Annotated in this window: 14 protein-coding genes; 6 read left to right on the top strand and 8 right to left on the bottom strand. The window is 61.2% G+C overall.

All coding sequences use genetic code 11. The features are described from left to right. The first annotated feature begins 113 nt into the window (after window positions 1-113). Window positions 114-620 carry a hypothetical protein gene (locus VFV96_15130; GenBank protein HEU5071737.1) on the top strand — a complete coding sequence of 169 codons (507 nt, stop codon included), beginning with the start codon at window positions 114-116 and terminating at the stop codon, window positions 618-620. Between the two features lies 1 nt (window position 621). Further along, a complete protein-coding gene (locus VFV96_15125) occupies window positions 622-1758 on the top strand; it encodes a zinc ribbon domain-containing protein (protein HEU5071736.1) in 1137 nt (378 codons plus the stop codon). Here the strand turns inward: VFV96_15125 and VFV96_15120 are convergent. Continuing rightward, complete coding sequence (locus VFV96_15120) at window positions 1752-2750, bottom strand: trypsin-like peptidase domain-containing protein (GenBank protein HEU5071735.1); 999 nt, start codon at window positions 2748-2750, stop codon at window positions 1752-1754. The genes VFV96_15125 and VFV96_15120 overlap by 7 nt on opposite strands. Before the next feature lie 104 nt (window positions 2751-2854). Next, entirely contained in the window at window positions 2855-5599 is a 2745-nt protein-coding gene (ppdK, locus tag VFV96_15115) for a pyruvate, phosphate dikinase (GenBank protein ID HEU5071734.1), read from the bottom strand. A gap of 251 nt (window positions 5600-5850) precedes the next feature. Here ppdK and metH point away from each other — a divergent pair, with 251 nt between their 5' ends. Next, the gene (gene metH, locus VFV96_15110) at window positions 5851-9834 is read left to right on the top strand and encodes a methionine synthase (GenBank protein HEU5071733.1); all 3984 of its coding nucleotides are present in this window, start codon (window positions 5851-5853) and stop codon (window positions 9832-9834) included. A 16-nt stretch (window positions 9835-9850) separates the two neighbouring features. Here the strand turns inward: metH and VFV96_15105 are convergent, their stop codons facing one another. Beyond that, complete coding sequence (locus VFV96_15105) at window positions 9851-11326, bottom strand: MFS transporter (protein ID HEU5071732.1); 1476 nt, start codon at window positions 11324-11326, stop codon at window positions 9851-9853. A 118-nt stretch (window positions 11327-11444) separates the two neighbouring features. Here VFV96_15105 and hisA point away from each other — a divergent pair, with 118 nt between their 5' ends. The 3 genes from hisA to VFV96_15090 are packed head-to-tail and all read left to right on the top strand — an operon-like array spanning window position 11445 to window position 13625. Beyond that, window positions 11445-12218, top strand: coding sequence for a phosphoribosylformimino-5-aminoimidazole carboxamide ribotide isomerase (hisA, locus tag VFV96_15100; protein ID HEU5071731.1), 774 nt, complete (start codon window positions 11445-11447; stop codon window positions 12216-12218). Continuing rightward, complete coding sequence (locus VFV96_15095) at window positions 12215-12718, top strand: DUF2062 domain-containing protein (GenBank protein ID HEU5071730.1); 504 nt, start codon at window positions 12215-12217, stop codon at window positions 12716-12718. Before hisA ends, VFV96_15095 begins: the two co-directional genes overlap by 4 nt. Window positions 12719-12734: 16 nt before the next feature. Further along, window positions 12735-13625, top strand: coding sequence for a DMT family transporter (locus VFV96_15090; GenBank protein HEU5071729.1), 891 nt, complete (start codon window positions 12735-12737; stop codon window positions 13623-13625). Here the strand turns inward: VFV96_15090 and VFV96_15085 are convergent. The 5 genes from VFV96_15085 to VFV96_15065 all read right to left on the bottom strand — a co-directional run bounded on the left by VFV96_15085 (window position 13603) and on the right by VFV96_15065 (window position 18994). Then, on the bottom strand, window positions 13603-14289 hold the full coding sequence (locus VFV96_15085; protein HEU5071728.1) for an LUD domain-containing protein: 687 nt from the start codon (window positions 14287-14289) through the stop codon (window positions 13603-13605). The two genes, VFV96_15090 and VFV96_15085, sit on opposite strands and share 23 nt — an antisense overlap. Then, the gene (locus VFV96_15080) at window positions 14286-15683 is read right to left on the bottom strand and encodes a LutB/LldF family L-lactate oxidation iron-sulfur protein (GenBank protein HEU5071727.1); all 1398 of its coding nucleotides are present in this window, start codon (window positions 15681-15683) and stop codon (window positions 14286-14288) included. Before VFV96_15080 ends, VFV96_15085 begins: the two co-directional genes overlap by 4 nt. After that, window positions 15680-16399: a (Fe-S)-binding protein gene (locus VFV96_15075; protein ID HEU5071726.1), complete on the bottom strand. Its 720-nt coding sequence runs from the start codon at window positions 16397-16399 to the stop codon at window positions 15680-15682. The genes VFV96_15080 and VFV96_15075 overlap by 4 nt, the downstream gene beginning before the upstream one ends. 126 nt (window positions 16400-16525) lie before the next feature. Next, the gene (gene rhaT / locus VFV96_15070; protein ID HEU5071725.1) at window positions 16526-17692 is read right to left on the bottom strand and encodes an L-rhamnose/proton symporter RhaT; all 1167 of its coding nucleotides are present in this window, start codon (window positions 17690-17692) and stop codon (window positions 16526-16528) included. Between the two features lie 30 nt (window positions 17693-17722). After that, the gene (locus VFV96_15065) at window positions 17723-18994 is read right to left on the bottom strand and encodes an L-rhamnose isomerase (GenBank protein HEU5071724.1); all 1272 of its coding nucleotides are present in this window, start codon (window positions 18992-18994) and stop codon (window positions 17723-17725) included. Window positions 18995-20050: the final 1056 nt, after the last annotated feature.

Raw genomic sequence — 20050 nt, 5'->3', positions numbered from 1 at the left:
TCGCGGAACGGTATTACAACCGGGAACGGCGCCACAGCGCCCTCGGTTACCAGAGCCCGGTGGACTTTGAACTGCAACTAAACTAAAACACCTATGCGCACCGCCCCTCCAAGGTGTCCATCAAACCGGGTGAGGCCCAGCTCTTGGCGCCTGACTACTATCACGCATCAAGGGGAATCGAACATTTGGCTTCAAATTCATCTGTAAGGCTCTCGGCGGACACCGATGAAGGCTTTACTCAAATCTCACGAATTCTAAAAAGATTCACGGAAAAGAAGCTGCCTACAAATTCGTGCGTCACGTCCATTTCCGAAATTAACGTCCTTGGGTCTGGTTTTGTAGATGGCAAGCTTTCGACTTCAATTAATTGGCATTTCACATGTAAGCCACTGCTGTTCCAAGGAAGGCTTGGTGATGGAGGAACAGATAACTGGAGTTTTGAAGCGATCAAAGATGAGGTGGAAAGTCTGAAGAGCAGCAATATTTTCATTTTTAGCTGTTCTCTGTTCGTCTTCGGCACGGTTCTAAACATCATCGCATTTCGAATGGATTCACAGGCGAATAAGCAAGCTCAGTTGTCAGATTCTGGACTCGATGCCTCGGAAGTCCCGACTACTTAGGATGCCAGATCAACCGCCCATCCTGAACGAAGCCACGGCCCGGAAAAAGTTCTCCTGTCCCGCGTGCGGCGGCGAAGCGCAGTGGAATCCCGACAAACAGGCGCTGGTTTGCCCGTTCTGCGGCACCACCGCGCCCGGCAAGCTGGAGCAAACGCCCGGTGGCGACGCCGTCATCCGCGAACATGATCTCGTGGCGGCGTTGCGCAACCTTCCAGACGCCGCCCGCGGCTGGCAGGCGCAGAAGGTGACCGTCAAGTGCCAGAGCTGCCAGGCCATCTCGGTGTTCGATCCCTCACGCGTCGGACAGCGCTGCGACTTCTGCGGCTCCTCCGCGCTGGTGCCTTACGAGGAAATCAAGGAATCCATCCGCCCCGAGAGCCTGCTGGCCATGAAGCTGAGCGAGGCGCAGGTGCGCGACGCCATCCACCGCTGGTATGGCAACCGCTGGTTCGCGCCGAACAAGCTCAAGAACGCCGCGCTGACCGACACCGTAAAGGGCATTTACATCCCCTACTGGACGTTTGACGCGCAGGTCCACGCCGACTGGACGGCGGAATCCGGCTATCATTACTACACCACGGAAACCTACACGGACGCGCAGGGCAAAACACAGACCCGGCAGGTGCAGCACACCCGCTGGGTGCCGAGTGCCGGTTCCGTGAATCATTTCTTCGACGATGAACTCGTGCCCGCCTCGCGTGGCGTGCAAATGGATTTGCTCCGGCGCGTCGAACCGTTTCCAACGAAGGAACTCACGCCTTACAACCCCGGCTTTCTCTCGGGCTGGGTGGTGGAGCGCTACCAGATTGACCTGCTCGCCGCCGCGCAGCAGTCGCGCGCACAGATGGAATCCGACATGGAACGCCGCTGTGCCAGCGAAGTTCCGGGCGACACCTACCGCAACCTGAACGTGGATTGCGATTACGCGGGCCAGACGTTCAAGCACATCCTCGTGCCCATCTGGCTGCTGAACTATCACTACGGCGCGCGCAATTTCCAGGTCGTCATCAACGGCTACACCGGCGCCATCGCCGGGCAGTATCCCAAGAGTTTCTGGAAGATTTTCTTCGCCGTGCTGGGCGGTCTGGTGCTGGCGGCCATCCTGTTTTTCCTGTTCGCCGCGGCCCAACATCACTGATCCGCCGCCCGCTCGCGCGGTGTGATCCAGAGATGCAGCAGTTCGTTTTGACGCAGCACGGTCAATCTGGCGCGCTGTTCCGGCTCTCCGCCCACCAGCAACCGGTGCAAATCATGCGCCGAGCGGACCTCTTCGTGGTTGAACCACACGATGACGTCGTAGGACTGCACGCCAGCCTCGGCGGCTGCCGAACCGGCCTGCACGTCGAGCACGAGCGCCCCGGTGTTCTGGCGCAGTTTGTGGAACCGCACCACCCGCGGGTGAATGCTGACCTCCTGGACCGCCAGCCCCAGATGCCCACGCCGGATGCGACCGTCCCTGATGAGCCAGCTCGCCACGAACTCCGCCGTCTTGCTGCCAATGGCGAAGCAGATGCCCTGCGCGGTCGGAATCATCGCCGTGTTCACGCCGATGACTTCGCCGCGGGTATTGACGAGCGGCCCGCCGGAGTTGCCCGGATTCAGCGGCGCGTCGGTCTGGATCACGTTGTCAATCAGCCGGCCCGTGCGTGCGGGAAACGTGCGTCCCAACGCGCTGACGATGCCCGCCGTGACGGAATGGTCGTAGCCCAGCGGATTGCCGATGGCGATGGCGATCTGGCCCACGCGCACCCGCCCGGATTCCGCAAAGGCTAGGTGCGGCAGCTCCGGCAAATGAATGCGCAACACAGCGAGGTCCGTGTCCGGATCATTGCCCACCAGCTCGGCGCGCGTCTCGCGGCCATCGCTGGTCTGCACGGAAAGCCGGCTGGCGCCATGCACCACGTGACTGTTGGTCATGACGAAGCCGTCCGGTGAAATGAGAAATCCCGAACCGCTGCCCCCACGGTTTCCGGCCCGGGCGCGGACATGCACCACCGCCGGCCCGGCGCGTTCCACGGCCTGCACCACCGCGCCGGAATACGCGTCCAGCAATTCCGCATCATTCGCAGCCGTCCAGCGTTCCGCCGGGACCGCGCCGCGCCCGGCGTGATTCAACAACGTCACATTCATGCCGCAACGTGGGGCAAAACGGCCGGCGCGCAAGGGCTGCCTCTCCGGCAGCAAAAAAGCCGCTCCAGCTGCCTGGAGCGGCTTGGTGAATCTTCCGAAACGGCTTACTTCTTCTTGCCGGCCTTCGCCTTGGCGCGCTTCTCTTCAATGGCGGCCTGGGCGGCAGCCAGACGAGCAACGGGCACGCGATACGGCGAGCAGCTCACGTAGGTCAGGCCGACGCGATGGCAGAACTTCACGGAGTCGGGATCGCCGCCGTGTTCGCCGCAGATGCCGAGCTTGATGCCCGGCCGTGAGGCGTTGCCCTTCTCGATCGCAATCTTGATGAGCTGGCCGACGCCGGTCTGATCGAGCGTGGCAAACGGGTTCTTCTTGAAGATTTCGTTTTCCACATACGGCATGAGGAACGAGCCCATGTCGTCGCGGCTGATGCCGAGCGCGGTCTGGGTCAGGTCATTCGTGCCGAAGCTGAAGAACTCGGCCGTTTGCGCGATCTCGTCGGCCGTAAGTGCGCCGCGCGGCACTTCGATCATCGTGCCGACCATGTAGGCAAACTTCACCTTCTTTTCGGCCATGACTTCCTTCGCAACGCGGTGGACGATCTCAACCTGCAGATCGAGTTCCTTCTTGAAGCCGACAAGCGGAATCATGATTTCGGGCTTCACCTTGATCTTCTGCTTGATGACGTCCGCCGCCGCTTCAAACACGGCGCGGGCCTGCATCTCGGTGATTTCCGGATACGCGATGCCGAGGCGGCAACCGCGATGACCGAGCATCGGGTTGAACTCGTGCAACGCATTCACGCGCTTGGCGATCTTCTCAGCCGGCACGCCGAGTTTCGCGGCGAGATCCGCCTGCGCCTTGGGCTCGTGCGGGACGAACTCGTGCAGCGGTGGGTCGAGGAAACGGATCGTGGCCGGATGGCCCTTCAATGCTTTGAAGATGCCCGTGAAGTCGTCGCGCTGATAGGGCAGCAGCTTCGCGAGGGCCTTCTTCCGGTCGGCGACATTCTCGGCAAGAATCATCTCGCGCATCGCGTCAATGCGGTTGCCTTCAAAGAACATGTGTTCCGTGCGCGTGAGGCCGATGCCGGTGGCGCCGAAGGCGATGGCGTTCGCGGTCTGCTCCGGCGTGTCCGCGTTGGTGCGGACCTGGAGGCGCGAAACCTTCGCGCACCATTTCATGAGCGTCTGGAAGCTCTTGAACTTCTCGGTCGCCTGCGCGGCCTTGTCGTCGTGCAGGAGCCCCGTGATGATTTCGGACGGCGCCGTCTTGATCTCGCCGCCGTAAACGGTGCCGGTCGTGCCGTCGATGGAAAGGAAGTCGCCTTCCTTGAAGGTCTGACCCGAGGCTTTCACGGTCTTGGCCGCGTAGTCGATTTCCAGAGCGCTGGCCCCGCAGACGCACACCTTGCCCATTTGACGGGCCACCAGCGCCGCGTGCGAGCTGACGCCGCCCTTCGCCGTGAGGATGCCTTCGGCGGCAATCATGCCGCGCAAGTCTTCCGGCGAGGTTTCATTACGGACGAGCAGCACCTGTTCGCCCTTCTCGGCGGCCGCCGCCGCGCGATCGGCGTTGAGGTAGAGCTTGCCGGAAGCGGCGCCAGGACCAGCCGGCAGACCGGTGGCCACAGCCTTGGCCTGCTTGAGGTCGACCGCGTCAAACACGGGGGCGAGCAACTGGTCGAGCTGGTCCGCCGGGTTGCGCAGGATCGCGGTCTCCCAGTCGATGAGCTTTTCCTTGACCATGTCCATCGAAAACTTCAGCGCGGCCATGGCGGTGCGCTTGCCGTTGCGCGTCTGGAGCATGAACAGCTTGCCGTCCTGAATCGTGAATTCGATGTCCTGCACGTCCTTGAAGTGCTTTTCCAGAATCGCGCGGACCTTGAGCAACTCGCTATACGCGCCGGGCAGATGATTCTTGAGCAGCGCCACGGGTTCGGGCGTGCGCACGCCGGCGACGACGTCTTCGCCCTGGGCGTTGATGAGGAATTCACCGTAGAATTCATTTTTGCCGTTCGCCGGGTTGCGGGTGAACGCCACGCCGGAGCCGGAATTGTCGCCCGTGTTGCCGAACACCATCGCCTGGACGTTGACGGCGGTTCCCCATTCGGTCGGGATGTTGTATTTGCGGCGATAGACGATCGCGCGGTCATTCATCCACGAACCGAACACGGCCCCGGCGGCGCCGCGAAGCTGGTCCCACGGGCTGTTCGGGAATGCGTGGCCGGTGCGTTCCTTGACGAGCGCCTTGAACCGCCTGACGAGTTCGGCCTGATCTTCAGCGGTGAGTTTCGAGTCTTCGATGTCGGCGTGATACTTTTCGTGCTTGAAGCCGTGAATGACAGTTTCAAAGGGTTCATGGTCCTCGTCCGGACGTTTTTGCACGCCGAGCACCACGTCGCCATACATCTGAATGAAGCGGCGGTAGCAGTCCCATGCGAAACGCGGATTGCCGGTGGCCTTTTCCAACGCGAGCACGGTCTGGTCGTTCAAGCCGAGGTTCAAAATCGTGTCCATCATGCCGGGCATCGAGTCGCGCGCGCCGGAGCGGACGGCAACGAGCAGCGGCATGCCGGTGGTGGCGCCGAACTTCGTGCCCATGATTTTTTCCATGTTCGCGATGCCGGCCTCCATCTGCTTCTGAAGCTCCTTCGGATACGTCTTCTTGTGGGCGTAGTAGTAGGTGCAAACCTCGGTGGTGATCGTGAAGCCCGGAGGCACGGGCAGGCCGATGCGGGTCATTTCGGCGAGATTGGCGCCCTTGCCGCCGAGGAGCGGCTTCATGGAACCGTCGCCGTCGGCCTTCTTGTTGCCCCACGTGTAAACGTATTTCGGAGTCTTTGCCATAGTTCGATTTGGTTTGTTACTGCACTCGGAGCCGGACCTCCCGGCAAATTGTGAGCCGCAAGGCTAACAATGAAGCGCGGAGAGTCAATCGGACACCTGCCACGCCGCGCATTTAACAGACGAATCAATCCCCTGCATGAACCGAGGTTCATGCGGCCGATTCATATCTCCATATCCGGATTTGTTGATTTGACAAAGCTGCCCCCTTCCGCTTCCTTGTCTCCGGCAGTCTCAATAACTTGAACGTCAGCATGTCAAATCACGCCAAATCCTCCGGTTCCGACCTCGCCACCCTGCTCCGCGAACGCATCGTCATCATTGACGGCGCGATGGGCACGACCATCCGCACGTATGGTTTGGACGAAAAGGACATTCGCGGCGAACGCTTCCAGGACGCGAAGAAGGATTTGAAGAACAACGGCGATTTATATTCGCTGACGCAGCCGGACGTGATCTGCGACATCCATCGCCGCTTTCTCGAAGCCGGCGCGGACATCATCGAGACGAACACCTTTTCCGCCACGAGCATCGGCCAGAGCGAGTTTTTCGTGGACGACCCGCGCGAACACGGCGGCCGCAAGAATCCCGAGTTTTATCAGGGCATCATCGAAAACAAATTTCTCAACGAGCTCGCCTGGGAAATCAATGAGCAATCCGCCAAGCAATGCCGCGCATGGGCGGATCGCATCGCCAATCAAACCGGCCGTCCGCGCTTTGTCGCCGGCGCGATCGGACCGCTGACAGTTTCCCTCTCCAATTCGCCCGACGCGGATGACGCGGGCTTTCGCGTCTGCACCTTCGATCAAGTCAAAGCGGCTTACGTCTACCAAGTCCGCGCACTCATCGCCGGCGGCTCGGACGTGCTGCTGGTGGAAACGATTTTCGATTCGCTCAACGCCAAGGCGGCGCTGGTGGCGATTCAGGAAGTGTTTGCGCAGGAGAAAAAAATCCTGCCGATCATGATTTCCGCCGCCGTCGGGCGCGGAGGCGAAACGATGATTTCCGCGCAAACCGTCGAGGCCTTCTGGAACGCGGTAAAACATGTAAAACCCATTTCCATCGGGCTGAACTGCTCGCTCGGGCCGGATTTGATGCGGCCGTTCCTCGCGGAACTGGCGGAAAAATCCAGCACCGCGATTTCGTGTTATCCGAACGCCGGCTTGCCGAATCCGCTGTCGCCAACCGGCTTTGATTTGCAGCCGGCAGACATGGGACGTTTTCTCGGTGAATTTGCCGGGAGCGGTTTGCTGAACATCGCCGGCGGTTGTTGCGGCAACACGCCGGAACACATCGCGGCGATTGCCCAGGCGCTCGCGGGAAAGCATCCGCGCGAATTTGTCGAATCAAAGACCAATCGCACACTGTTTCCCCTCACCCCAGCCCTCTCCCCGGGGGAAAGGGAGAAACGTTCCCCGCTTGCGGACGAAAACACCGCCGGATTCAGCTCGACCACTTCACGTTCAAGCCAGAGCGACCAACGGCTGTCCCCGCTCCCCGAGGGAGAGGGTCAGGGTGAGGGGAAAGGAAACGTTCAATCATCCAACACACCAATCCCCCCCCTGCCCTTGCGCCTGTCCGGTTCGCAGCCGTTCACGCAACAAATCGGCCAGTTCATCATGATCGGCGAACGCACGAACGTCGCCGGCTCGCCGAAATTCGCCAAGCTCATCAAGGAAAATAAATACGAGGAAGCCGTGGCCATCGCGCGGCAGCAGGTCGAGAACGGCGCGAACATCATCGACATCTGCATGGACGAAGGAATGATTGACGGTGTCGCCGCGATGACGAAGTTTTTGCTGCTGCTCACCAGCGAACCGGAAGTCGCCAAAGTGCCGTTTATGGTGGATTCCTCCAAATGGGAAGTCATCGAAGCCGGTTTAAAATGCCTGCAAGGTAAAGGCATTGTGAATTCCATTTCGCTCAAGGAGGGCGAGGCAAAATTCCGGGAACAAGCCGCGAAAGTGTTGCAATACGGCGCGGCGGTCGTGGTGATGGCGTTTGACGAAAAAGGCCAGGCGGCGACGCTGGCCGACAAAATTCGCATCTGCGAACGCGCCTATCGCATTATCGTGGACGAAGTCGGCTTCCCGCCGGAAGACATCATTTTCGATCCGAACATTCTCACCGTTGGCACCGGCATCGAGGAGCACAACAATTACGCCGTGGACTTCATCGAAGCCACGCGCTGGATCAAGCAAAACCTGCCGCACGCGAAAGTCAGCGGCGGTTTGTCGAACGTGTCGTTCAGTTTCCGGGGCAACAATCCCGTGCGCGAAGCGATGCACAGCGCGTTTCTGTTTCACGCGATTCGCGCCGGCATGGACATGGCCATCGTGAACGCCGGCATGCTGGAAGTTTACGAGGAAATCAAGCCGGAGCTGAAGGAACTGGTCGAAGACGTTTTGCTGAATCGCCGGCCCGACGCGACGGAACGGCTCGTGACGTTCGGCGAAAAATTGAAAGCCGCCAGCGCCGGCACCGAAGCCAGCGACAAAAAGGCCGAAGAAGAATGGCGCAAAGGCACCGTCGAGGAACGCCTGGCGCACGCGTTGGTCAAAGGCATTGACACTTACGTCGAAACCGACACCGAAGAAGCACGCGCCAAATACGGCAAGCCCCTCGCGGTCATCGAAGGACCGTTGATGGCCGGCATGGGCGTCGTCGGTGATTTGTTCGGCGCGGGCAAAATGTTTTTGCCGCAGGTCGTGAAGTCGGCGCGCGTGATGAAAAAATCCGTCGCGTATCTCACGCCGTTCATGGAGGCGGAAAAAGCCGAGATGGCGGCGCGCGGCGAAGCCGTGAAGGCCCAGGGCAAAGTCGTGCTCGCCACCGTCAAAGGCGACGTGCATGACATCGGCAAAAACATCGTCGGGGTCGTGCTTGCCTGCAACAACTACGAGGTCATTGATCTCGGCGTGATGGTGCCGTGCGAAAAAATTCTGGAAACCGCCAAGAAAGAAAACGCCGACATCATCGGCCTGAGCGGATTGATCACGCCGTCGCTCGACGAAATGGCGCACGTCGCGAAAGAAATGGAACGCACCGGCTGCCATCTGCCGTTGCTCATCGGCGGCGCGACCACCAGCAAGGCGCACACGGCCGTGAAACTCGCGCCGCATTACCGCCAGCCGGTCGTTCACGTGCTCGACGCCAGCCGCGCCGTGCCCGTGACGAGCAATTTATTGAGCGCGGAAGGGCGCGATGCCTTCGTCAAACAGTTGGCGGAAGAATACGAGAAATTGCGCGCCCGGCACGGCAGCCAGCAGGTCAAACTGCTTTCCCTCGAAACGGCCCGGGCCAACGCGCCCAAACTGACGCACGACGATTTGCCGCAGCCGGCGTTCCTGGGCGTCAAAACCGTGGACGTCGCGCTGGCCGACCTGGTGCCCTTCATTGACTGGTCGCCCTTTTTTCACACCTGGGAGCTGCGCGGCGTTTACCCGAAGATTCTTCAGCACGAACAACACGGCGAGCAGGCACGCAAGCTGTTTGCGGAGGCGCAGCAACTGCTTGAAAAGATCATCGCCAAAAAATGGCTCTCGGCGCGCGGCGTGTATGGCTTCTTCCCCGCCAATCGCGTTGGCGACGACGTGGAACTTTACACCGACGCCTCCCGCACGCAGGTGCAGACGACGCTGCATTTTCTCCGGCAGCAAATGGAAAAAGAGAACGCCTCACCGAACTGGAGTCTGGCGGATTTTGTCGCGCCTAAACCGCAGGCCGACCATCTCGGCGGGTTCGCGGTTACGTCCGGAATAGGCCTGGAGGCCATCGTCAAGCGCTTCAAGGCGGAGCACGACGATTACAACGCAATCATGGCGGAGGCGCTGGCCGACCGGCTGGCGGAGGCCTTTGCCGAATACCTGCACAAACAGGTCCGCACCGAATGGGGCTTTGGCCGTCAGGAGAACCTGACGAACACGGATCTGATTGACGAAAAATATCGTGGCATTCGACCCGCCGCCGGCTATCCCGCCTGCCCGGATCACACGGAAAAGGCAACGCTCTGGAAGCTGTTGGACGTCGAGCAGCGCACGGGCATCAAACTCACGGAAAGCTTCGCCATGTGGCCGGGCAGCAGCGTGAGCGGCCTCTACTTCGCGCATCCGGAGGCCAAATACTTTGCGGTCGGCAAGCTTGGCAAAGACCAGGTCGAGGACCTGGCCCGACGCAAGGGCAAACCGGTGGCCGAAATGGAGCGGTGGCTGGGTCCGTGGTTGAATTACCAGGCCTAGCCCGCGCGACACCCGCCTAGTTTTCCCGGCCCGCCTCGGGGACGCGGATCAGTTTGCGGAAGAGAATCAGGCCCGCCGGCGCAATCGAAGCCGTCAACGCGACGAACAGCCACATGGTCCCGGAGTGGCGTTCACCATTGGCCGGACAATAGCGCGCCAGCAGGGTTCCCGAAAAGGTTCCGATCAGCAGTTTCGCCAGCAGGAACGGCACATAGGACAGCGCGCCGTAGGACGCCTCCTGCCCCGCGGGCGCAATGGCTGAAGCGTATTCATAAACGCGCGGCGAATAGAACGCTTCACCGAATGACAACACCACGACGTAGAGCGCAATCATGACGTAATACGGATGCACCTCGCCCGTGAGACCAAGGTAATAATGCCCCAGCCATTGCCCGGGCCCGCTCGCAGCCAGCGGTTGAAACCACACCGGCGGCAGAGCCATGATGAAGACCGAAGCCGCCGACAAAACGCCGCCCACCATCACCATCGCATAGGCAGAAAACCGCTGCGTCAGCGCGCCGACGATGGGCACGAGGCCGATGATCAGCATGGCGTTGATGGCCCACAGCTTGCCCACCGGCGCACCATCCCCAAGCTCGCGAATGCCAAACTCGGGAAACACGTAATACATCTGCATGAAAATGAGCTTGAGGAACGCGATCAGCAGGAGAAAAACCAGCAACCGGTAAAAGCCGGGCTGCCGGAACAGCGCCCGCGTGATGCGAACCGTTTCCCGCAAGCTGTGTGCGATCGCGTCGGAGACTTTTCCCCACCGAGGCGCGCCGGTCTGGCGGTCCGCCGGCGGGACGAACTTCAGCCCCGCGTCCGTGACGTCCACGTTGGGACGAATCAGCCAGACGAGCGGCCAGATGAGCAGTTCAAGGCCGAAGCTGACGAGAAACAACGTGCGATAGGTCGTCAGTTCCAACCCGAGACCCGGCAGTCGCCAGCGCCCCAATTCGCCGAAGTGCTCCCGCACGCCGTCGAAGAGAAATGCCGCCACGAGCGAGCCGATGTTGATCATCATGTAGGAGCCCGAAAAGGCGATGGAACGTTGCGGCGTGGTGGAATATTTACGAACCGCGGCGACCAGCACCGGTGTGCCGAGCGCCTCGCCCGCGGCGAGCGGAAACAAGCCAAGGGCAATGGCCAGCCCCGGCGTTGGCGCCAGAACCATCATCGCCCGCCCAAGCAGGCACACCCAGACACCGAGAAAAAATGTCTTCCGCAATCCGATGGCATCCGTCAACGCACCAACCAGCAGCGTCACAATGGTCATCGTGATGGACCAGACGGCGACGAGCCCGAGCGCCTGCTGGTCGCTGTAGCCAAACTCCGTGGACAGCCACCGCTTGAGCGTGAGGTTGGTGACCGTGTAGGCCGCAAAGCCCAGCAGTTTGATGGCGAAGGTCAGCCACAATTCGCGGGCGGCTCCGCGGAGGACGGTGAATTTGCTGATGAATTTTCCCACGACAACGTGCGAGCCGGCCATGAACCTGATTGGAAACGCCTCACGCTAATGGTCAACCGACGCACAGGAAAGCGGCAATGTTCACGCAGCCACGACGAATTTCGATTGGAAGTTCCGCCGGCCAAACCTACTTTTTGGCATGTTTCGTCCCTGCATTGACCTGCACGAGGGTCGCGTCAAACAGATTGTCGGTGGCAGCCTCGGCGACGCGCCCGGGCAGCTCCGCACGAATTTTGTTTCCGACCGGCCGGCGCGCTGGTTCGCGGAACTTTACCGCCGTGACGGTCTGACCGGCGGCCACGTCATCCAACTTGGGCCGGGCTGTGAGACCGAGGCCCGGTCCGCCCTGACGGCGTATCCGGGCGGCCTGCAGCTCGGCGGCGGAGTGAACCTCGACAACGCACGCGGCTGGCTGGACGCCGGCGCCTCCCACGTCATTGTCACGTCCTGGGTCTTCCGCGAGGGGCGCGTCGATTGGGACCGGCTCGCCAGCCTCGTCCGGTCCATCGGGCGCGAGCGGCTGGTGCTCGATCTCAGTTGCCGCCAGCGCGACGGTCAATATTTTGTCGTCACCGACCGCTGGCAGAAGTTCACCGAACTGGTGGTGAACGGTGAAACGCTGGCCACGCTCGGCCGGCACTGTGCGGAATTTCTCGTTCACGCGGTGGATGTCGAGGGGCTGTGCCGCGGCATCGATGGCGAACTCGTCCGGCAGCTCGGTGAATGGACGCCCCTCCCGATGACCTACGCGGGCGGCGCCAATTCGCTGGCCGACCTGGAAACCGTCTCCCGTCTTGGCCAGGGCCGCGTGGATTTGACGATCGGTTCCGCGCTCGACATTTTCGGCGGGCAAGGCGTGCGTTACACGGATGCCGTGGCTTTCAACCACACGGCCCGCGCCAACGTCCAATGACCACTCGGCTCCAGAACTGGCTGAAGGAACACTCGCTGAGGCTGCTGGCGATTCGCGACACGCCGGAGGCCATTGCCGGCGGCGTGGCGATCGGCATCTTTTTCAGCTTCACGCCGCTGTTCGGCTTGAAAACCCTGCTCTCCCTGCTCTTCGCGTGGCTGACGCGGTCCAATCTCATTGCCGCCGCGGTCGCGGTGACGTTGCACGACGTCGCGATCCCGTTCATGCCCGTGCTCTACCGCTGGGAATACGACCTCGGCTACTGGCTGTTGAGCCAGCCGCACGAATGGCCGGAATCCTTCCGCCATGGACATCTGGGCGGACATGCCTGGCGCAGCTGGACCACGTTCCTCTCGGTTGGCAAGCCGTGGCTCGTAGGCTCGGTCATATTTTCGACGCCACTCGCACTTCTGAGCTTTCTCGTCACCCGCCTGCTTGTCATACGCCACCGGCGCAAGCATCCACCCAGGAATTTTCCCGAAGGGCAGACGCCGGCATAAGCGGCAAAACATCACGATGCGCACGACCTATCTGCTGGTCTTGATCGGCTTCAACGTCTTCTGGGGCGGAACGTATTCGGCCTTCAAGGATCTGAAACACTGGCTGAATCCCGGCCAGCTCGTCACGCTGCGTTACGGCCTCGCGGCGATCCTGCTGCTCGCCAGCTGGCCGTTCCTGCGCGGACCGGCGCCGCGCGGCCGCGACCTGTGGAAGACATTGGTCATGGGGCTGATCGTGTTTGTGGGCGCACCGCGATTGCAAGTCGTCGCCACGCAGGCGGGCCAGGCGGGCGACATGTCAGTCCTCGTGGCGCTGGAACCGCTGGTCGCCACGGTGGGCGCCGCGCTGTTCCTGCACGAACACGTCCCCGCGCGACGGTGGTTCGGTTTTTTCTTCGGCGTGCTGGGCGCCATCCTGCTCTCGAACATCTGGCGGCCGGATTTTCACCTCGCCAGCTTGGGGGCCAACCTGCTCTTCATCAGTTCCTTTTTTTGCGAGGCGGCCTATTCGGTGATGGGCAAGCCGCTCATCGAACGGGCGGCGTTCCTCAAAGTCACCACGCTGGCACTGCTCGGCGGAACTCTTGTTAATTTCGCCTGGGATGGTCCTTCCACGCTGGCCGCCGCGCGGACGTTGCCGCTCCACGCTTGGCTGGAGATTGCCTACCTGGCGATCTTGTGCACGGCCATCGGCTACGCGGTGTGGTTCGCGGCGTTGCGCGTGGTCCCGGTGAATGTCGTGGCCATGACGGTGTTCGTGCAGCCGTTTGCAGGGACCCTGATCGCCATCGTGCTGCTGGGGGAATCCGCGCACTGGGGCCAGCTCTGGGGCGGGCTGGCCATCGCGTTGGGCCTTGCGCTCGGACTGCGGCAAAACCGGAAACCTACGCCAGCAGCAGCACCGTGAGCTGCTTCGGCCCGTGAGCCCCGAGCACGAGAATGCGCTCGATGTCGCCCGTGCGGCTCGGCCCGGTGATGAAGGAAATCGTGCTCGGAAAATTGCCGTGATATTTCCCGCGGAGCAGTTCAAAGGCGGCCGCCAGATCGGGCACAAGTTGTTCGCGCGTGGCCAGCACCACATGATGGGGCGGCAACACGGACAACGCCCGCCCCCCGGAACTGCGACTGGTCACCAGCACGCTGCCGGTCTGCGCGACCAGCGCTTCACAGGCGGTGACGCCGCCATCGCACGCCTCCAAATCCGCCGTCGCATAACCCGGATCGGTCCAGAGCGTGGCGAGCCCCGCGGCGGCCACCACTTCCGTCAGCAACGGTGATTGGTGCGCCGCCAGGCGCCGCCACTTCCCGGCTTCGGCCAGCCGCTTGATTTCGGCGCCGGCCGCGGCCGCGTTGGGCACCACTTTGAACTCCGTCTTCAATCCCGCGGAATTGCGCGCAAACAAATCGCACTGCTCCTCCCAACTCGCGCCCACCGGCGGCAGCCAGTGGCGGATGGCTTCGACGTTGGTTTGCGCAGGCTGCGGATGCGCCTCGCCAGAGTGGCCGGGCACCGGCGCCTTTGCCCGCAACGCTTCCCGGATGCGCCCCAGAATTTTTTCCCGTGCGGTCATGCGCGATTCGCCCTCCACCAGTCCGTAAACGTTTGTTTCGCAATTTTGGGTGTCTCGCGGCTTTGCGTCCAGCCGCGCGCCGGATCAAGCGCCGAGCCCTTGACCAGTCCATGCAACGGCTGGAACAGGCCCGCCAGTTTGGCGCTGGTGCGATACAGTCCGGGCTTTTGCATTACGAAGGAGAACCCGTTCCAGAGCAGGTTCTCGAAGAACGAGGGGTTTTGCTGCACCGCGTTGCGCCGGTTCTGCAGCAGATGGTGCGCGAGATCGATCTTCACCGGACACGCCGCCGTGCATGCCCCGCACAGCGACGAGGCAAACGACAGATGCTTCCAATCCTGCAGGCCGCGCAGGTTGGGCGTGATGACCGAACCAATCGGGCCGCCGTAAACCGTGCCATAGCTGTGCCCGCCCACGTTGCGGAAAATCGGACAGACATTCAGGCACGCGCCGCAGCGAATGCAGTGCAGCGAATCGCGCTGTTCGGCGTCCGCCAGCACGCCGGTGCGGCCATTGTCCAGCAGCACCAGATGAAACTGCTCCGGTCCGTCCGGTTCACCCGGCAGTTTCGCCGCGCCATACAGGGTGTTGTAGCCGGTCAACGGCTGTCCGGCCCCCGCGGTGGCCAGCATCGGCAGGAACAACGCGAGATCCTCCATGCGGCGCAGCATTTTTTCGATGCCCATCAGCGCCACATGAATCCGGGGCAGCGACGTGGTGAGGCGCGCATTGCCCTCGTTTTCCGTGATGGAAATCATCCCCGTCTCAGCCACGCCAAAGTTCACGCCACTGATGCCCATGTCGGCCTGGCAAAATCTCTGCCGCATGATGCGGCGCGCAATCATCGTCAGTTCCTCCGGTTCGGTGACGCGTTCGGCGCCCAGCTTCTCCGTGAAGGTTTCGCTGATCTGGTGCCGCGTGAGGTGCATCGAGGGAAACACCAGATGATACGGCGGCTCCTGGCGCAACTGGACGATGAACTCGCCGAGGTCCGACTCGAACACGTTGAAGCCGTTCTTTTCGAGCGCCTCGTTGAGGTGGATCTCCTCCGCGGTCATGCTCTTCGACTTGATGATGCGCCAGACGTTGTGCTCGCGCGCAATCTGCACGATGAGCTCGCGTGCCTCCTGCGCGTCGCCCGCCCAATGCACCTTCACGCCGCGTTGCTCAAGGTTGCTGACGAACTGTTCCAGATACTGGTCGAGGTGATTGATGACTTCGTATTTGATTTCCGCAGCCGCCTGCCGCGCCTCCTCCCAGCTCTGGAAGCGCCCCTTGTTTTCGTCGCGCTTCGCCTCATAGCCCGTCAACGCCTTGCGGATGCGCTGCCGGTGATCGAGATCGTGGCAGTATTGCGTGGCGCTCTGTTTGAACGCGTTGGCGGTCGTGTTCATAGGCCGTTGGCGAGAACTTCCGCCAGATGCAGGCTGCGCAGCTTTTTGCCCTGCCGGTCAAACAGGCCCTGAATGTGCATGAGGCAGCTCGAATCGAGCGACACCACCGTGTCCACGCCGGTTTCGCCGATGGCGGTGCACTTTTGTTCGCCCATGGCCGTTGAGATCATGGGAAACTTCACGGCAAAAGTGCCACCGAAGCCGCAGCAGGTGTCGTTCGGCGTCATCTCCACGAGTTCCAGCCCGCGCACATGCCGGAGCAGCTCACGCGGCTCGCGGTGCACGCGCAATTCGCGCAGGCCGTGGCAGCCGTCATGAAAGGTTACTTTTCCGTCGAACCGCGCCCCCAGGTCGGTCACGCCCAGTTTGTTCACGAGGAACGAGGCGAACTCCCACGTCTTGTTGGCCAGCACGCAGGCCTCCTTGTGCTCCGGCGTGTCCTTGAACAGGTCCGGGTAAAACACCTTCATCATCGCGCCGCAGGAGCCGGAGGGCGTCACCACCACGTCCGCAGCGCGAAACACCTTGAGCGCCTGCCGCGCCGTTGCCCGTGCCTGATCCCACGCCCCGGAGTTGAACGCCGGCTGCCCGCAGCACGTTTGTTCCATGGGATAGTCCACGGTGTGCCCGAGCCTTTCGAGCAGCTTGACCACGCTGATGCCCACGTTGGGAAAGCACTGGTCGATGAAACAGGGTATGAACAGGGTGACTTTCATGCGTCGGCGATGCGCGACGCATCGTAATCAAGGTCAGGCGCGGCGGGCAATGCAGCAGATGTTTGCCACATCAAACGGGCTCCCGCCGCCGGGAGCCCGCCTCAAACTGCCAGTTTTTCCGCCGGCTCAATGCCCGGCGGCGGCCAATCCCTTCAGATAGGTCCCGTAGCCGATGACGATGGTGGACAGAATCAGCATCGCAATGCCGCCCGCAATCAGGCTGTGGGCCTTCTTGCTCGAGCCCTTCCACTCGTGGAAAATCCAGCCCCACATCGTGCTGAAGATGATGATGCTTGCCATGTGCAGCGTCCATGACGCGAAGCCATATTTGCCCATCTGCGTTTCACCCATCGTGTAGAAAAAAAACTGAAAATACCAACACGTGCCCGCCAGCGCGGAGAAGAAATAATTGCCCAGCATCGGCACTTTCAAGTCGGAGGCCGTCCGCGGCGCCGCCGGCGCGTTGTGCTCGCCGCCCGCCGCCGTCAGGCCGGCATGTTCCGGGCGAACGTGCGCCGCGAGGTATTGATAACCGGTGCGGTTCTTGATGTTCAACATCACGCACCAGATGAAATTCGTCGTAAAGCCGCCCGCGAGCACCACGCACAGCTTGGGCAGGCCCGTCCACAGTTCCGGCGTGTGCGCCGCCAGGGAGGCTTCGCCAATCGGCTTGCCCGCGGTGAGCGCAAAGGAGAAACACGCGCTCATGATGCCGGAAAACGTCGCAACCAAAATACCCTTGGGAAAGTTGAACTCCGCAATCGCCTTCTTTTTTTCCGCCTCGGGCATCTGCCGTTCCTTGGTCAAACCGGCATAGGCGGCGACCGCGATGCCGGCCAGACAAACAAAGACGCCCAGCAGGGTGATTTTTCCGGGCGTTGTGGCGGCGATTTGCGCAATGGTCTCGTCCACCGGGATGCTTGGCATGAACAGCTTGAAAATGGGCGGCAGCAGCGTTCCGAAGGCCGCGCAATATCCCAACGCCACCCCCATACCTAACGACATGCCCAAATAACGCATCGTCAAACCAAATGTCAGCCCGCCGAACCCCCACATCGCGCCGAAGAAGTAGGTCCACCACAGCGTGCTGGTGGATTGTTGCCGCAGCACGCCCGTCAGGTCGTTTGTCATCAACGAAGCGAGAAACCACGGGCAGATGATCCACGAGAAGAATCCGCCGACGAGCCAGTAGGTTTCCCACGACCACTTTTTCACGCCCTTGTAGGGCACGTAAAAACTTCCGGAGGCCAGCCCGCCGAGCCAGTGAAAGAATACGCCGAGAAATGGATTCATAATGCTTGGAACGCCCGCGAGTCTGGGGAGTTAGTTTCGCTTCGACAAGACATCCTTCTCATACGCCTTCACTTCGGCGAGCCAGGCGTCACCGACCGGCACGCCCTGCTTCAGGCAGTAATAATCCCAGACCGCGCCGAACGGCAGCGTCTTGGCCTCCTCCATCAACGCGAGCCGCGCGGTGTAATCCCCCGCCCTTTCAAGCTGCTTGAGTTTCGCCACCGGATCCAGCTGCGCAATGCACAATGCGCGAATCATGTTGCGCGTGCCGATGGTCCACGCCGCGATGCGGTTGATGCTGGCGTCGAAGAAATCCAGGCCGATGTGAACGCGGCCCAGGTAATCACCACGCACCAGTTCCTGCGCAATCGCCTGCAACTCGTCGGTCAGCGTCACCACATGGTCGCTGTCCCACCGCACGCCCCGGCTGACGTGCAGCAGGATTTCGGGCAGGAAGCAGAGCACGGAGGAGATTTTGTCCGCCATGTTTTCCGTCGGGTGATAGTGGCCGGCATCCAGACAAACCAGTTTCTGGTTCGTCACGGCGTAACCGAGATAAAATTCGTGCATCCCGACCGTGTAGCTCTCCGCGCCGATCCCGAAGAGCTTGCCTTCGACGGCGTCGAGATTGTGCTTCGGGTTGAGCTTCTGTTTGAAGACCTCGTCCAGCGATTCCTGCAAACGCTCGCGCGGTCCGCGGCGGTCCGCCGGCGTGTCCTTCATGCCGTCGGGGATCCAGACGTTGGTGACCGTCGGCGAGCCGAGCGCCCGGCCCATCACCGCGCCGATCTTCCGGCTGGCCTGGCAATGCTCGATCCAGAAACGACGAATGCCCTTGTCAGAATTTGACAACGTGAAGCCGCTGGCCGCCTTCGGATGTGAAAAGCACGTCGGATTGAAATCCAGCCCGATGCCAATGGATTTGGCCCAGGCAATCCAATTGCGGAAATGGCGCGCTTCAATTTCATTGCGGTCCACCTTCTTGCCGCCAAACTCGCCGTAAAACGCGTGCAAATTAAAGCGGTGGCGGCCGGGAATCAGCGAGAGGGCCTTTTCCGCATCGGCCCGCAGTTCGTCGGGCGTGCGGGCCTTGCCGGGATAATTGCCCGTGGCCACGAGCCCGCCGCCCAGCGTCCCGCCGAAATTTTCAAACCCGCCCACGTCGTCGCCCTGCCAGCAGTGCAGCGAGACCGGGACCTTGGCGAGTTGCTTGAGGACGGTTTCCGTGTTGACGCCCAGAGCGGCGTAACGTTCGCGGGCAAGTTGATAGGCGGCTTCAATGCGGTTGGTTCGGGTGGGCATAAATTGAATGTCCAATTGCAACAGGGTCGGCGGATGATGACCCAGGCGCCGCCAAAATGCACCCGCCAAAATTGGTTACCCCCATGAACATTTGCGACGCCGCCCCTTCCGGCACTGGCCCGCTGAACCCCGCTCATGCCCTCCCGGTCGGTCTCCCCCTTTACGATGAACTGAAACAAGCCGCCCCCTTGAAGTTTTCCCGCCCCAAGCCTGACCTCGAAAAGCTCAAATCCAATACACACGCGGATGGAGACGCCCGGAAACAAAAACCAGGACCGCTTTGCTGGAAAAGCATGAGCTGAAACCGAGAACCGGAAGCGGCAGTGAGCAGATTGAGGCTGTTGCCCTGCTACCCATCAACTCAGCCGCGCGGTTACGTCATGAACCCTCTTGGCTGGCATCACCTTCCCAGCCTGTGCAATGATACGCGGGCGCCATCACCCGAGCTTTCAAAGACAAGCTCCCTTTGGGAAATGTCAATGACTCGACTTCCAACCTCTGAATCAAGCGGCCGCCAAGTGGGAGCACTCGTGTTGGTCGCCGTCTCGAAAAGCGTTCCGTCTTGGATTTTCCACGTTCCATCCATGGCCAGCTCTCGTGGCTCGCCTGTGCCAATAATTCTCTGGCGAGAAGAATAGGTGCCAACTGAACGGAATGAGCACTCGCCCGTAACAGAGATGCCTCCGGCGCGATGAACGTCAATAACCCAGCTGCCAACAACCATCTTCCGTAATGTTGCATCGTCCAATGGCAGGTGCGGAAGAAACGGATACATGACAAGCCCGGCAACCAGGACTGTCAGAGAGCATATCGCAATGCGCACTTTGGTTGATTTTTTCATTCTCTCCTCCTTTGACCGCCCCGGATCAAAATCATCACGCGCAACGAAGCCGAGCCTGCGTGACTTTCCCTAAATAGTCGGTCCTGAAGAACCTGTCATGTGGGAGCGGGTGTGAGGACGAGGCGAGCAGAGGGTGAAAGATTTCGACCGGAAAATTGAATTGGGTGCGTGAAATCCGGTCGAAAGGAGCGATGCAAGCCAAGCCTTCCGGGACG

It is taken from the genome of Verrucomicrobiia bacterium (assembly GCA_035765895.1).
In the GTDB taxonomy this organism is placed as follows: domain Bacteria; phylum Verrucomicrobiota; class Verrucomicrobiia; order Limisphaerales; family DSYF01; genus DSYF01.
This window is presented reverse-complemented; position numbering and strand designations above follow the sequence as displayed.